Here is a 12,868-nt window from a genome sequence, read left to right on the forward strand (position 1 = left end):
CGTGGGGGTCCATCGGGACGGGAGATCGGTCGACGGCTCTCCCGACCCGGCGTCCTGCCGCGGCGGATCGCGGGCGTCACCTTATTCCGCTTCGGCCCCGGCGCCGCCAAGACCTTCCGCCGCACGGGACGGCGCTACTTGACGGCGGTGCGGGCGACGGGCTCGGCTTGCGGTTGCACGGAGGAGCTTTGCCCCGGCTTGCCGGCGCCTTCCTGCCACCGCCCTTGTGCCTTGAGGGCGTCGGCGACCTCGCGGGGCATGTAGGTCTCGTCGTGCTTGGCCAGCACCGTGTCGGCACGGAACGTGCCGTCGGCCTGAAGCACGCCCTCGGTCACCACGCCCTGGCCCTCGCGAAACAGGTCGGGCAGCAGGCCGCGGTAGCGCACCGGCACGGTCGAGCCGGTATCGGTGACGGCAAATTCCACGTGCCCGTCGGCCTCGCGCTTGAGCGAGCCGGACTCGACCAGCCCGCCGAGGCGGAAGCGGGTGCCGGGCGCGACCTTCTGGCTCGCCACCTCGGTGGGCGAGCGGAAGAACACGATGGTGTCGCGCATCGCCGAGAGGATGAGCCCCGCCGCCACCGCCAGTACGGCACCGCAGACGAGGATGAGGACGGAACGGCGGCGCCGGCGCGTCATGAGGGGCGTCTCCCGGGGGTGGCCGGTTCGGTGCCCCGGCTCTGTCTGTGTGTTGTGCTACGGTATGGCGCGTGCGGCGAGGCGGAAAAAAGCCGGGGGGCCGCTGCGGGATGATCGCTGCGGCTCTGCCGTTCGAGTGCTCGCGCGGGTTCGACCCTCCCCCTCTGCGGGGGAGGGTGGCGCGCGAGGCGAGCCGGGAGAGGGGAACCACGCTTCCGGAGAGGTCGCGACCGCGATGAGGGGTGCTACCTGGATCAGCGTCGCGCTGCCCCTCTCCCGGCCCCCTCCGGGGGCCACCCTCCCCCGCGGAGGGGGGAGGGTTAAGAGGCGTCGCGGTTCTCACGGTGCCGCCTTCGCGGGACCCAAACCCAGCTCCCGCGCCACCTCGTCCACCGGCGCGACCTTGGCGGCATCGCTCCCGAGCGCGGTCCGCGCCTGGGCCAGGACCGCCTCCGCCTTCGGGCGGTCACCCAGGACCATGTAGGAGCGCACCAGCCGGCCCCATTCCTCGGGCGAGCCGCCCTTCTCGGCCAGCCGCTGGGCCAGCCCCTCGACCATGCCGCGGATCATCCCGCGCTGCTCCTCGGTCATGCCGGGATTCCCGGCCGCGGCGGCAGGCGACGGCGCCGTGCCGTCGAGGCGGGCGAGGCTGTCGCGCACCATCGGCAGCCAGGGCGCATCAGCGGGCGCCGCGGCGGCGAGCGCCGCGTAGCGGGTGCGGGCCGTCGCGCGGTCGCCGTCCTGCTCGGCGGCGCGGGCGAGGTAGAATTGCGGCTTGACCGCCTTCGGATCCTGCTTGAGCGCCCGCTCGAAGGCGTCGCGGGCCTTCGCCGAGACGACGCCGTCGCCCGCCGCCACCAGGGCCTCGCCGTAATCCGACAGGCGCCCGGCGTCGTCGCCGAGGATCCGAAGGGCATTCTCGTAGGCCTTGATCGCGTCCTCGGTGCGGCCGACGCGTAGGTAGACCGGGGCCAGCACCGTCCAGCCGCGGCCGTCCTCCGGCGCCTTGGCGAGATGCGCCTCGATCTGCGCCACCGCCGCCGCGAGGTCATTGCCGGCGGCCCGCGCATGGGCCAGGCGCTCGGCCTGGGGCTGGGCCGGCAGGTCCGGCGAGCCGTACATGCCGTAGACGAGGAGCGCGACGAGCGGCACCGTCGAGAGGGCGAAGGCGGAGGCCGCGCGGCGCCGGCGCAGGGCCGGCTCGCCCATGGCGCCCGGATTCCGGCCGGGCTCGCGGCTCGCCCGCAGCAGGCGGCGGGCGGCCTCCGCCTTCGCGGCCTCGGCCTCGGGCGGAGCGAGCAGCCCGCGGGCGGCGTCGCGGTCGATCTCGCGCAATTGGTCGCGATAGAACCCGGTCTCGGTGGCGATGCGCGCCTCGCCGTCGGGGAGGCCCGCGAGGGCCGGGCGGCGCGACATGGGCCAGAGCAGGGCGAGCACCGCCAGGCCGGTCATGAGCGCGAAGATGAACCAGATCGCCGTCATGCCCTTCTGTATCGCCCCGCCCGGGGCGACACGATTCGGCAGCGTGGCGACACGGTGTCACGTACGGGCAATCCCGCGAGAATCGTCCCCGGCTGTCAGCGCGGCGCCACCGGCCAGAACAGGCTGATCAGAAGCGTGCCGACGACGATCACCATGATCGAGAGCGGCAGGCCGAGGCGGGCGTAATCGCCGAAGCGGTAGCCGCCCGGGCCCATCACCAGGGTGTTGCACTGGTGGCCGATCGGGGTGAGGAAGTCGCAGGCCGCGCCGACCGACACCGCCATCAGGAACGGGTCGGGGTTGAGCCCGAGCTTCTGGGCGAGGCTGGCGCCGATCGGGCCCATCACCAGCACCGTCGCGGCGTTGTTGAGGAACGGCGTCACCGCCATGGCGGCGATGAGCAGGAGGCCGATCGCCAATGTCGGCGGCATCGTCTGCATCACCTGCGACAGCGCCCCGGCGATGAGGTCGGTGCCGCCGGTGGCCCGCACCGCGTCGCTCACCGGGATCAGCGCGCCGAGCAGCACGATCACCGGCCACTCGATCGTCTCGTAGGCCTCGTGCATGGTCATGACCCGCAGGACCAGCAGCAGCACCGCGGCGCCGAAGAATGCCATCGCCACCGGCACGAGGTGGAGCGCGACGAGCGCCATGGCGCCGGCCAGCACCGCGATCGGGATGTAGCTGCGCCGGCTGTGGCCGAGCGCCAGCTTGCGCTCGGCGAGCGGCAGCAGGCCGAACTCGGACAGCACCTCGGCCAGCCGGTCGGCCTCGGCGCGCAACACCACCACGTCGCCGGCCCGCAGGCGCACGCTGCCGATCCGCCGGGTGATCGCGGAGCCCGAGCGGCTCACCGCCAGGAGCGCGGTGCCGTGGCGCGCCGCGAGGTCCGCTTCCGTCGCCGTGGCGCCGGCGAGCGCCGAGCCGTCCGGGATCACCGCCTCGATCACCGTCACCTCGCCTGCGATCGGCTGGCTGCCGACGAGGGTGAGCTTGGCCCGCGCCACCAGGCGCTCCAGATCCTCCGGCTCGCCGTCGAGGAGCAGGACGTCGTCGGCCTGCAGGCGCCAGTCGGGCCCCGGCACGTAGCGGCGGAAGCGCTCGCGGATGACGGTCGCCACCGTCACGTCGCCATCGCCGAGGGCCTCCAGCTCGCCGACCGTGGCGCCGACCAGCGGCGAGTCCGCCGGCAGGCAGGCCTCGGTGGTGTAGGCCTCGATCCGGAAGGCGGCGGCGAGCGAGCCCGACGGGCGCCGGTCCCGCGGCAGGAGCCGGTAGCCCACCGACAGGAAGGCGAGGCCCGCCGCCGCGAGGCCGAGGCCGACGGGCGTGAAGTCGAACATCCCGAACGGCTCGCCGACGATGTCGGCCCGGACCTTGGCGACGATGATGTTGTTCGACGAGCCCACCAGCGTGACGAGGCCGCCGATCAGCGAGGCGAAGGACATCGGCATCAGCAGCAGCGAGGCCGGCGTGCCGGTCTTGCGCCCGAGCTGGAGCGCCACCGGCATCAGGATGGCGAGCGCTCCGATATTCTTGGTGACGATCGACAGGCCCATCACCGCGCCGGCGAGCGCCGGCACCTGCTGGCGGGGTTTTCGCAGGTAAGGCAGCAGCGGGCGCATCGCGCTCTCGATCACGCCGGAGCGGGAGATGGCGGCGGAGATCACGAGCGCGCTCATCACGATGATCACCACGTCGTCGGCAAAGCCGTCGAAGGCCTTCGACGCCGGCACCAGCCCCAGTGCCACCCCGGCGATGAGCGAGAGCAGCGCCACCAGGTCGTAGGGCAGGCGGCCCCAGATGAAGAGCAGGACGGTGACCCCGATGAGGCCGAAGGCGAGGCCCTGGTCGAGCGTCATGCGCGGTCGCCGCGGGCGAGGGAGCGGGGGCGTGTCATGCCGGGCGGGTGATCCTGCTGCGGGGCGAGCCTCCCTAGATTGGGTGGCGCGGGGATCTGCCCAGGGTGAACGGTGGGAGAGTTTTTGAGGGGGTGGTCCGGCGAGGGGAATGGCGCGGGTTTTCCCTCCCCCTCTGCGGCAGGGCCGTCCGGGGAAAGAAAAAAGCGCGGGTTTCCCCTCTCCCCGCGGGCGGGGAGAGGCCTGAGCTCCGAAGGGGCTCAGGAAGCCCGCAGGGCGAGGGTGAGGGGGTGTTTCCGAAGGAGCCTCATCCGGAAACACCCCCTCACCCTCGCTGCGGCTTTCGCCGCCGCTCCTTTCGTCCCCGACAAGGGGGACGAAAGCCTCTCCCCGCCCGCGGGGAGAGGGGATTTCCTGCGCCTCGCCTTTCCCCGGACAGCCCTGCCCTCCGCGGGCGAGGGTGGCCTGCGGAGCAGGCCGGGAGAGGGGAACCACGCTTCCGGAAAAGACTGAACCGTTCCGAAAGGCGCAATCTGGATCGGCGTCGCGCTACCCCTCTCCCGACCCCTGCCGACGCAGGGGCCACCCGCCCCAGCAGAGGGGGGAGGGGGAGACCGGCGCTTCGTGTTTTCACCAACAGCCCTGCCCGAAGCCCGGGGAGCGTCACTCCTCCGGCACCAGCCGCCCGGCGACGGTCAGGCACAGGCAGACCGCGCCGAGGGCGAATTCCCAGCGGCGGATGTCGCCGCCGATCGACGCCACCACCGCCTGACCGATCAGCACCACCCCGACGAGGGGCGGCCCGAACGTCAGGACGAGGCGCAAGGTCCTGCGCCAGCCCCAGCCCGCCTCGCCGCCCGCCGCCACGATCCGCTCAACGCTTGGTGTTGGCGGCCGTCTGGCCGAACATGATCTTCTTGGCCTCGTCCGACATCGTCGGCTGCTGGTTGATGGCCGCCGCCTTGTCGTAGGCCGCCTTGGTGCCCGGGCGCTCGGCGATCGCCTGGAACCAGCGCTTCAGGTTCGGGGTGTCGTCGAGGTTCTGGCGCTGGCGCTCGTGGGGCACGATCCACGGATAGATCGCCATGTCGGCGATGCTGTAGGCCTCGCCCGCCACGAAGGGGCGGTCGGCGAGGCGCCGGTCGAGCACGCCGTAGAGCCGGTTGGTCTCGTTGACGTAGCGGTTGATGGCGTAGGGCACCTGTTCGGGCGCGTACTGGGTGAAGTGATGGTTCTGCCCGGCCATCGGCCCGAGGCCGCCCATCTGCCAGAACAGCCATTGCAGCACCTCGGCCCGGCCCTGCACGTCGGCGGGGATGAAGCGGCCGGTCTTCTCGGCGAGGTAGAGCAGGATCGCGCCCGATTCGAACAGCGAGACCGGAGCGCCGCCGCCCTTGGGCTCGTGATCGACCATCGCCGGGATGCGGTTGTTGGGTGCGATCTTCAGGAAGTCGGGCTGAAACTGCTCGCCCTTGCCGATGTTGACCGGCTTGATGGTGTAGGGGAGGCCGGCCTCCTCCAGGAACATCGTCACCTTGTGACCGTTCGGGGTCGTCCAGTAATAGAGGTCGATCATCCGCCGCTCCGGGGCTCGCCGTGAAGGCTGGCGCGGAGGTGGCGCGCCGGCCCCCATCGGTCAAGCCGCGCCGGGCGCAGGTGAGGCACGCGGTCCGAGCGCGGCCCGACCGGTCAGCCCTCGCCCGGCTGCGGTCCGTCGTAGCCCTCGATCACGATCAGGTCGATCTCGGCGCCGCCCTCCTGCTTGGCGCGGGCGGCCTGGTACTCGGGCGAGTGCCAGCAGGCCAGCGCCTGGTCGTAGCTCGGGAATTCGATCACCACATTGCGGGTGCGGCTCGATCCGAGCACCGGCTCGAACTGGCCGCCGCGCACCAGGAAGCGCCCGCCGAATTGGGCGAAGGCGGCGCCGTTGGCCGCGACGTAGTTCTTGTAGGCCTCCGGCTTCGAGACATCGACGCGCCCGACCCAGTATCCCTTCGCCGAATGTTCTTGCGCCATGCGGTTCCTCCCGTTGTCGTCGCGCTCGTTCTAGGGGGTGTGACCGCGCCGATAAAGCGACAAGGGAGATGGCGGGTGGACAGGCTCCGGGAGGCCGGACGCCCGCGAGGGCTGTTGCCTCCTCGACGGGGGTGGCGCCATGGTCGACGGCAGTGCCGCAAAGCCAGGAGGCTCCATGACGCAGGCTGTGGACGATGAACGGATGTCGCTCGACGACGTGTCGGTCGAGGACCTGAACGCGGCCCTCCGGGTGTTCCGGCGGTTGCCGCTGGAACTGCTGGGCTTCCTGATCCTGTTGCCGGTCGTCGTCCTCGGCCTGTCCCGGCTCGGCACGGCCCTCTCGCCGCCCTACGGCCTGTACGTCTTCGGGCAGAGCCTCGCGACCTGGGGCCTGCTCCTGATGCTGGCCCTGCTGTTCGGGCTTTTCTGGTGGCGCGGACGACAGGTCGGGCGTCTCCTGAACGACCCGGGCATCCTGGCCTCCCCGGTGACGAGCCTGCTGGCGGTGCCCGGCGTGCTGGCCGAGCGCGCCCAGGCCTTGGGGATGGAATGGAGCGGCTTCTTCGGACCGCTCCGCCCGCGCCGGAGGTAAGCCCGCTCAGAGCGCCGCCGCCATCTCGTCGACGATGCGGCGGGCCACGTCGCGCGGGTCGGCGGCGCCGGTGATCGGGCGACCGACGACGACGTGGTCGACGCCCGAGCGCATCGCCTCGGCCGGGGTCACGACCCGCTTCTGGTCGCCGATCTCGGCGCCGGCCGGCCGGATGCCCGGCGTGACGATCAGCCGGTCGGGCCCGACCACCGCCCGCACCTGCGCGGCCTCCGCCGCCGAGCAGACGAGGCCGTCGATGCCGATCGCCGCGGCGGCGGCGGCTCGCGCCGCGACGAGGTCGGCGACCGGGAGGGCGTAGCCGGCCTCGCGCGCATCGGCGTCGTCGTAGGAGGTGAGCACCGTGACGCCCAAAATCTTCAGGCCCTTCCCCGCCTTGTCGCGCCCCGCCGCCGCCGCCCGCATGGTCTGCGGATAGGCGTGGACGGTGAGGAAGGTGGCGCCGATCCCGGCGAGCGACCGCACCCCCTCCTCGACGGTGTTGCCGATGTCGTGGAGCTTGAGGTCGAGGAAGACCTTGTGCCCGCCCCGGACCAGCCGCTCGGCGAGGGCGAGGCCGCCGGCATAGCCGAGGCGGTAGCCGATCTTGTAGAAGCTCGCGGCGTCGCCGATCCGGTCGACCAGGCGCTCGGCCTCGTCGGTGCTCGCCATGTCGAGGGCAACGATCAGGCGGTCGCGGGGGCTGATGGGCTCGGGCACGGGACCCTCCGTACGTAGGATGCGTACGCTCCCATCGGGGGAGTGGGGCTCGGAATCAAGCCCAGCCGGCCACACCCTCCCCGTCATTCCGGGGCCGCACAGCGGAGCCCGGAGTGCCGAAGGCACGCCCAGAACCGCAGGTGTTTCAGGACCGAGCGGACGGCCTACCGCTTCATTCCTTTCCATCTGAGTGTCTGGATCCCGGGCTCAGCTACGCGGCCCGGGATGACCCTGTGGAGTGGGACGGTCGCGTCCATCCGGCAGACGAGGCCATCGGTCACCCCGGTGTCTCCCGTCCGACCAATGCCGCCAGACGCGCCACCTCCTCCCGCAACACCGGCAGCAGCTCCGCCTCGAACCACGGATGCTTCTTCAGCCACGGCGTGTTGCGCCAGGAGGGATGAGGCAGCGGCAGCAGGCGGGGGCTTTGGCCTTCCGAAAAAATCTCGCGCCAGCGCGCCACCGTGCCGGTGAGGCCACCAGGCTGGCGGCCGAGATGCCAGCCTTGCGCGTATTGCCCGATCAACAGGATCAGCTCCAGGTCCGGCAGCCCGGCGAGCAGGGGCGCCCGCCAAGTCTCGGCGCATTCGCGCCGCGGCGGCAGGTCGCCGCCCTTGGAATCGTGGCCGGGGAAGCAGGCGCCCATCGGCACGATCGCCACGAGGTCGGGATCGTAGAAGGCCGGCTCGTCGAGGCCGAGCCACGCCCGCAGGCGCGTGCCGGACGGGTCCTGGAACGGCCGCCCGCTCTGGAACGCCCGGTTGCCCGGAGCCTGGCTGGCGATGCAGATCCGGGCCCGCGACGTGCCCTGGACGATCGGCCGCGGCTCGACCGGGAGCGGAGGGCCGTGGAACGGCGCCTCGCGGCACAGCCGGCAGGCGCGCACCCGCTCGGCGGTCGCGGCGAAGTCCGGCGCGGATGAAAAAAGGGTGCGGCTCGCGCCGCACCCTGAAGTCGTCTCGGGTCCAAAACTGGAAGTCATGCCCTTCATATAGGGCGGGGGTTAAGGGTGTGGTGCGCGATCACACGTCGCGCACCACACCCCCGGGGAGCGCCGCGTGGCGCGATCACACGCCGCGCAAGGCCGTGAGGTCGAGGGGCAGCGAGCGCAGGCGCTGGCCTGTGGCGGCGAAGACCGCGTTCGAGATCGCGGGTGCCAGCACCGGCACGCCGGGCTCGCCGATGCCGGTGGGGGCGGCGGCCGATGGTACGATATGGACCTCGACCTTCGGCATCTCGCTCATCCGGGTCGGCTCGTAGGCGTCGAAGTTCTTTTCCTGCACCTCGCCGTCCTTGAAGGTGATCCGGTTGCGCAGGACCGCCGAGAGCGCGAAGCCGACCGCGCCCTCGACCTGGGCCCGGATGATGTCCGGGTTCACCGCCACGCCGACATCGACCGCCGCGACGATGCGGTTGACCTTCACCTTGCCGGCCTCCGCCGTCACGTCGGCCACCATCGCCACGTAGGAGCCGAAGGATTCGTGCGCGGCGACGCCGTAGCCGCGTCCCGGTTTTTGCTCGCGGGCGCTCCAGCCCGCCTTCTCGGCCGCCAGCGTCAGGGCGGCGGAGAGCCGCGGCGCCTGCTTGAGGAGGCCGAGGCGGTAGGCCACCGGGTCCTGGCCCGCTTCATGGGCCAGTTCGTCGACGAACACCTCCATCGCCTGCGCGGTGTGCGAGTGCCCGACCGAGCGCCACCACAGCACCGGCACGCCCTCGCGGGCATTGTGGACCTCGAACCGGTAGGCCGGCAGGGCGTAGGGGGTGTCGGAGGCGCCCTCGACCGTGGTCGCGTCGACCCCGTCCTTCACCATCATCGCCTCGAGGGCCGTGCCGATGATGATCGACTTGCCGACGATGCGGTGCTCCCACCCCGTGATCGCCCCCTTGGCATCGAGGCCGGCGCGGATGCGGTGATAGGCGGCGGGGCGGTAATAGCCGCCGGTGATGTCGTCCTCGCGGGTCCAGACGAGGTGGATCGGGGCGGTCTCGCCGGTGGCCTTCAGGATCGCTGCGGCCTCGGCGATGTAGTCGGCGGACGCCGTGGCGCGGCGGCCGAACGAGCCGCCGGCCCAGAGGGTGGTGATGCGGACCTTGTCGGCGGTGGTGCCGAGGATGCCCGCGGCCACCGCCTGCTCGATGGTCTGGAACTGCGAGCCGGCATAGATGTCGTAGGATCCGTCGCCCGCCCGCTCGATCGTGGCGTTGAGCGGCTCCATCGGGGCATGCGCCAGGTAGGGGAACGAGAATTCCGCCTCCAGCACCTTGGCCGCGCCCTTGATGGCGCCGGCCGCGTCACCCCGCTTCGAGGCGACGAGACCGGGCTTGTCGGCCATCGCCTTGTAGGCGGCGGTTTGCGATTCCGTCGATTGGCGCTCGGCGCCGGCATCGTCCCAGGTCAGTTTCAGGGCCTCGCGGCCCTTCATCGCCGACCAGGTGTCGCGCGCCACCACGGCGACGCCGCTCGGGATTCTGACGACCTGGACCACGCCCGGCACCGCCTTGGCGGCCGTGTCGTCCACGCTCTTCAGGGTCGCGCCGAAGCGGGGGGCGCGGGCGACCAGCGCCGTGAGCTGGCCCGGACGGCGCACGTCGAGGGCGTATTGCGCGCTGCCGTCGGTCTTCGCGTGCGAATCGAGCCGCGGCAGCTTGGTGCCGATCAGCCGGAAGGCGGAGGGGTCCTTCAGCACCGGATTCTCGGGAATCGGCTGGATGGCGGCCTTCGCCGCGAAGGTGCCGAACCGGCCCTCCTTGCCGCTGGCGTGACGCAGCACGCCCTTCTCGATCGTGATCTCGCCGGCCGGCACCTTCCATTCGTCGGCGGCGGCCGCGACCAGCATGGCGCGGGCGGCGGCCCCCGCCTTGCGCAGCTGGATCCAGGAATTCGCCACCGCGGTCGAGCCGCCGGTGCCCTGGATCGGCCCGAAGGCGAGGTTGTTGTAGAGGCTGGCATCGGCCGGGGCGAAGACGGCGCGCATCTGCGCCCAGTCGGCGTCGAGCTCCTCGGCCACGATGGTGGCGAGTCCCGTCGTGTTGCCCTGGCCCATGTCGAGGTGCTTGATCACCACCGAGACGGTGTCGTCGGCGGCGATGCGCACGAAGGCGTTGGGCTTCGCCGGGGCCTTGGACAGGTCGGGGCCGCCCGCGGCCCGGGCGCCCTTCGGATCCAGGGTGAGCCCGATCACCAGGGCGGCGGCGGTGCCGCCCAGGAAGGCGCGGCGGGACGGAATGGCGCTGTCGCGCGTCGTGAGGCGAGAGTTCAGCATGGCGGCGTCCCGGTCAGGCGAGGGAGCGGGCGGCGTCGTGGATCGCCGCGCGGATGCGCTGGTAGGTGCCGCAGCGGCAGACGTTGCCGTCCATGGCGGCGTCGATGTCGGCGTCGGAGGGCTTCCTGTTCTCCGAGAGAAGGCCGATCGCCGACATCATCTGGCCCGACTGGCAATAGCCGCACTGCACCACGTCGAGCTGGCGCCAGGCGGTCCGCACCGCCTCGGCCACCGGGCCGGAGATCCCCTCGATGGTGGTGATCTTGGCCTCGCCGACATCACCGAGCCGGGTCTGGCACGAGCGCACCGGCTGCCCGTCGAGATGGACCGTGCAGGCGCCGCATTGCGCGATGCCGCAGCCGTACTTGGTGCCGGTGAGGTCGAGGTGGTCGCGGATCGCCCAGAGCAGCGGCATCTCGGGATCGGCCTCGACCTCGTAGGTCCGGCCGTTGAGGGTGAGCTTCGTCATCGTGCGCTTCCGACGAGAGGCTGGAATGGTTCCAGTCCTGCGTGTGTGCGGCCGCTCCTGCACCCTCGGCAAGCGGGGCCGATGTGCGCTGGCGCACCCGCCCGCGTGTGCCGCAGCGGCAGGGCGGGACGGGGGATGCCTCGCATTCGTGGGGTTTCGGCAGGAGGACCTTAACGAAGTTCGGTCAGCCTCTCCCGGCCCGGCTGCCGGTCTCGATCATCGCCCGATCGCCCGGGGTTCGGACCATGCCCTGTGGTGGCGAGGGAGCGGCTCGACCCGATCGCGATGTCCGAAGTCACGGCGGAAATGGTTCAGCGCGGGCGCGGCCCGACGGCGGAGGAGGCGGCGAGGCGGCGCAAGGTCGCCCGCGACGTCCGCTCGGTCCGCGAACGGCTGACCTCCTCGATCGGGCTCGAGCGCGCCTTCGATTACGAGCTGCTGCGCGTCTACGCGCAATACCGGATCGGGGCGTTCCTGCCGCTGGTGGTGCTGACCTGCTGCATCGCCGCGGCCTCGGTGTTCTGGGCGCCCGCGCTGCTCAGCGGCGCCTGGTGCGCCGGCGTGCTCGGGGCGATCGCCGGCAACACCGCGCTCGCCCGCTCCTTCCTGCGGCAGGACCCGGCCTCCCTGTCGCTGCCGGCCTCGCGCCGGCGGGTGATCGCCGGCGAGGCGATCCAGAGCGTCGCCTGGGCGCTCCTCGTCCTGATGCTGTTCCAGGTCGAGCCGTCGAACGCCCGCACCTTCGTGATGGTCGTCCTCGTCATCGTGGCCGCCGTGACCACGATGCTCGCCGCCACGGTGCCGCTCGCCGCCTATGCGGGCCTGCTGCCGCTCAGCGCCGCCACCGCCGCGCTGCTCGTCCTGTCGCGCGAGGCGGAATCGGTCCTGCTCGTCGGCATGGCGGTCTGCGCGCAGCTGTTCTTCCTGTTCCTGTCGAACCACCTGCACGCCTCGACCGTCTCGGTCCTGCAGTCGCGGGCCGAGAAGGACGCGATCTTCGGCGAGCTGGAACAGGCCAAGGCCAATTCCGACGAGGCGCGCCGGCGCGCCGAGGAGGCCAACCTCGCCAAATCCCGCTTCCTCGCCACCATGAGCCACGAGCTGCGCACGCCGCTCAACGCCATCCTGGGCTTCTCGGAGGTGATGAAGAACGAGGTGTTCGGCCCGCATTCCTCGGCCTCGTACCGGGAATACTCGACCGACATCCACGACAGCGGCCTGCACCTGCTCAACCTCATCAACGAGATCCTCGACCTCTCGCGCATCGAGGCCGGGCGCTACGAGCTGAACGAGGAGGCCCTGCACCTCGCCTACGTGGTCGAGGAGAGCCGCCACATGATGGCGCTGCGGGCGCGCGCCAAGAACCAGACCTTCCGCGAATTGATCGACCCGACCCTGCCTCGGCTCTGGGCCGACGAGCGGGCGTTGCGCCAGATCGTGCTCAACGTCCTGTCGAACGCGGTCAAGTTCACCCCGCCGGGGGGCGAGATCACCATCAAGGTCGGCTGGACCTCGTCGGGGGGCCAGTATGTCAGCGTGAAGGATACCGGCCCGGGCATCCCCGAGGAGGAGATCCCGACGGTGATGTCGTCCTTCGGCCGCGGCTCGCTCGCGATCAAGACCGCCGAGCAGGGCTCGGGGCTGGGACTGCCGATCGTCAAGGGCCTCGTCGACCTGCATGGCGGCGGCTTCCAGCTGAAGTCGCGCCCGCGGGAGGGCACCGAGGTGATCGTCACCTTCCCGGCCACCCGCGTGATGGACGCGCTGCCGGCGCTGGAGGAGCAGGTGCCGGTCAGGCCGGTGCGAGCGGCGTGAGGCGCCGAGCGTAGGCC

Annotated in this window: 12 protein-coding genes; 2 read left to right on the plus strand and 10 right to left on the minus strand. The window is 71.7% G+C overall.

Annotated elements, in window-relative coordinates:
• Window positions 1-134: 134 nt before the first annotated feature.
• From ccmE to F1D61_RS24350, 6 genes are all read right to left on the minus strand, one after another.
• Window positions 135-638 carry a cytochrome c maturation protein CcmE gene (ccmE, locus tag F1D61_RS24325; RefSeq protein WP_203154632.1) on the minus strand — a complete coding sequence of 168 codons (504 nt, stop codon included), beginning with the start codon at window positions 636-638 and terminating at the stop codon, window positions 135-137.
• A gap of 339 nt (window positions 639-977) precedes the next feature.
• A complete protein-coding gene (gene ccmI / locus F1D61_RS34860) occupies window positions 978-2,120 on the minus strand; it encodes a c-type cytochrome biogenesis protein CcmI (RefSeq protein ID WP_203154633.1) in 1,143 nt (380 codons plus the stop codon).
• Between the two features lie 95 nt (window positions 2,121-2,215).
• Window positions 2,216-3,982, minus strand: a complete 1,767-nt coding sequence (locus tag F1D61_RS24335; RefSeq protein ID WP_203154634.1) for an SLC13 family permease — start codon at window positions 3,980-3,982, stop codon at window positions 2,216-2,218.
• Between the two features lie 660 nt (window positions 3,983-4,642).
• Window positions 4,643-4,846 carry a hypothetical protein gene (locus F1D61_RS24340; RefSeq protein WP_203154635.1) on the minus strand — a complete coding sequence of 68 codons (204 nt, stop codon included), beginning with the start codon at window positions 4,844-4,846 and terminating at the stop codon, window positions 4,643-4,645.
• Window positions 4,847-4,853: 7 nt separating this feature from the next.
• Window positions 4,854-5,555: a glutathione binding-like protein gene (locus tag F1D61_RS24345; RefSeq protein WP_203154636.1), complete on the minus strand. Its 702-nt coding sequence runs from the start codon at window positions 5,553-5,555 to the stop codon at window positions 4,854-4,856.
• Window positions 5,556-5,668: 113 nt separating this feature from the next.
• Complete coding sequence (locus F1D61_RS24350) at window positions 5,669-5,995, minus strand: DUF1330 domain-containing protein (protein WP_203154637.1); 327 nt, start codon at window positions 5,993-5,995, stop codon at window positions 5,669-5,671.
• A 175-nt stretch (window positions 5,996-6,170) separates the two neighbouring features.
• Between F1D61_RS24350 and F1D61_RS24355 the strand changes: the two genes are divergently transcribed.
• Entirely contained in the window at window positions 6,171-6,587 is a 417-nt protein-coding gene (locus F1D61_RS24355; protein ID WP_203154638.1) for an ABC transporter ATP-binding protein, read from the plus strand.
• A gap of 6 nt (window positions 6,588-6,593) precedes the next feature.
• Here the strand turns inward: F1D61_RS24355 and pyrF are convergent, their stop codons facing one another.
• The 4 genes from pyrF to F1D61_RS24375 form a co-directional block, all read right to left on the minus strand.
• Window positions 6,594-7,304, minus strand: a complete 711-nt coding sequence (gene pyrF, locus F1D61_RS24360) for an orotidine-5'-phosphate decarboxylase (protein ID WP_203154639.1) — start codon at window positions 7,302-7,304, stop codon at window positions 6,594-6,596.
• Window positions 7,305-7,581: 277 nt separating this feature from the next.
• Window positions 7,582-8,286 carry a uracil-DNA glycosylase family protein gene (locus tag F1D61_RS24365; RefSeq protein ID WP_203154640.1) on the minus strand — a complete coding sequence of 235 codons (705 nt, stop codon included), beginning with the start codon at window positions 8,284-8,286 and terminating at the stop codon, window positions 7,582-7,584.
• An 85-nt stretch (window positions 8,287-8,371) separates the two neighbouring features.
• Window positions 8,372-10,567, minus strand: coding sequence for a xanthine dehydrogenase family protein molybdopterin-binding subunit (locus F1D61_RS24370; protein WP_203154641.1), 2,196 nt, complete (start codon window positions 10,565-10,567; stop codon window positions 8,372-8,374).
• Between the two features lie 13 nt (window positions 10,568-10,580).
• The gene (locus tag F1D61_RS24375) at window positions 10,581-11,036 is read right to left on the minus strand and encodes a (2Fe-2S)-binding protein (protein WP_203154642.1); all 456 of its coding nucleotides are present in this window, start codon (window positions 11,034-11,036) and stop codon (window positions 10,581-10,583) included.
• Between the two features lie 285 nt (window positions 11,037-11,321).
• Here F1D61_RS24375 and F1D61_RS24380 point away from each other — a divergent pair, with 285 nt between their 5' ends.
• Window positions 11,322-12,851, plus strand: coding sequence for a sensor histidine kinase (locus F1D61_RS24380; RefSeq protein ID WP_203154643.1), 1,530 nt, complete (start codon window positions 11,322-11,324; stop codon window positions 12,849-12,851).
• Window positions 12,852-12,868 lie beyond the last annotated feature (17 nt).

This window comes from Methylobacterium aquaticum, assembly GCF_016804325.1.
Taxonomy (GTDB): domain Bacteria; phylum Pseudomonadota; class Alphaproteobacteria; order Rhizobiales; family Beijerinckiaceae; genus Methylobacterium; species Methylobacterium aquaticum_C.

What these genes read in the sequence shown, in the direction of transcription:
- ccmE (WP_203154632.1), bottom strand. Translation starts at nt 638, where the DNA reads ATGACGCGCCGGCGCCGCCGTTCCGTCCTCATCCTCGTCTGCGGTGCC.
- ccmI (WP_203154633.1), bottom strand. Translation starts at nt 2,120, where the DNA reads ATGACGGCGATCTGGTTCATCTTCGCGCTCATGACCGGCCTGGCGGTG.
- F1D61_RS24335 (WP_203154634.1), bottom strand. Translation starts at nt 3,982, where the DNA reads ATGACGCTCGACCAGGGCCTCGCCTTCGGCCTCATCGGGGTCACCGTC.
- F1D61_RS24345 (WP_203154636.1), bottom strand. Translation starts at nt 5,555, where the DNA reads ATGATCGACCTCTATTACTGGACGACCCCGAACGGTCACAAGGTGACG.
- F1D61_RS24350 (WP_203154637.1), bottom strand. Translation starts at nt 5,995, where the DNA reads ATGGCGCAAGAACATTCGGCGAAGGGATACTGGGTCGGGCGCGTCGAT.
- F1D61_RS24355 (WP_203154638.1), top strand. Translation starts at nt 6,171, where the DNA reads ATGACGCAGGCTGTGGACGATGAACGGATGTCGCTCGACGACGTGTCG.
- F1D61_RS24365 (WP_203154640.1), bottom strand. Translation starts at nt 8,286, where the DNA reads ATGACTTCCAGTTTTGGACCCGAGACGACTTCAGGGTGCGGCGCGAGC.
- F1D61_RS24370 (WP_203154641.1), bottom strand. Translation starts at nt 10,567, where the DNA reads ATGCTGAACTCTCGCCTCACGACGCGCGACAGCGCCATTCCGTCCCGC.
- F1D61_RS24375 (WP_203154642.1), bottom strand. Translation starts at nt 11,036, where the DNA reads ATGACGAAGCTCACCCTCAACGGCCGGACCTACGAGGTCGAGGCCGAT.
- F1D61_RS24380 (WP_203154643.1), top strand. Translation starts at nt 11,322, where the DNA reads ATGTCCGAAGTCACGGCGGAAATGGTTCAGCGCGGGCGCGGCCCGACG.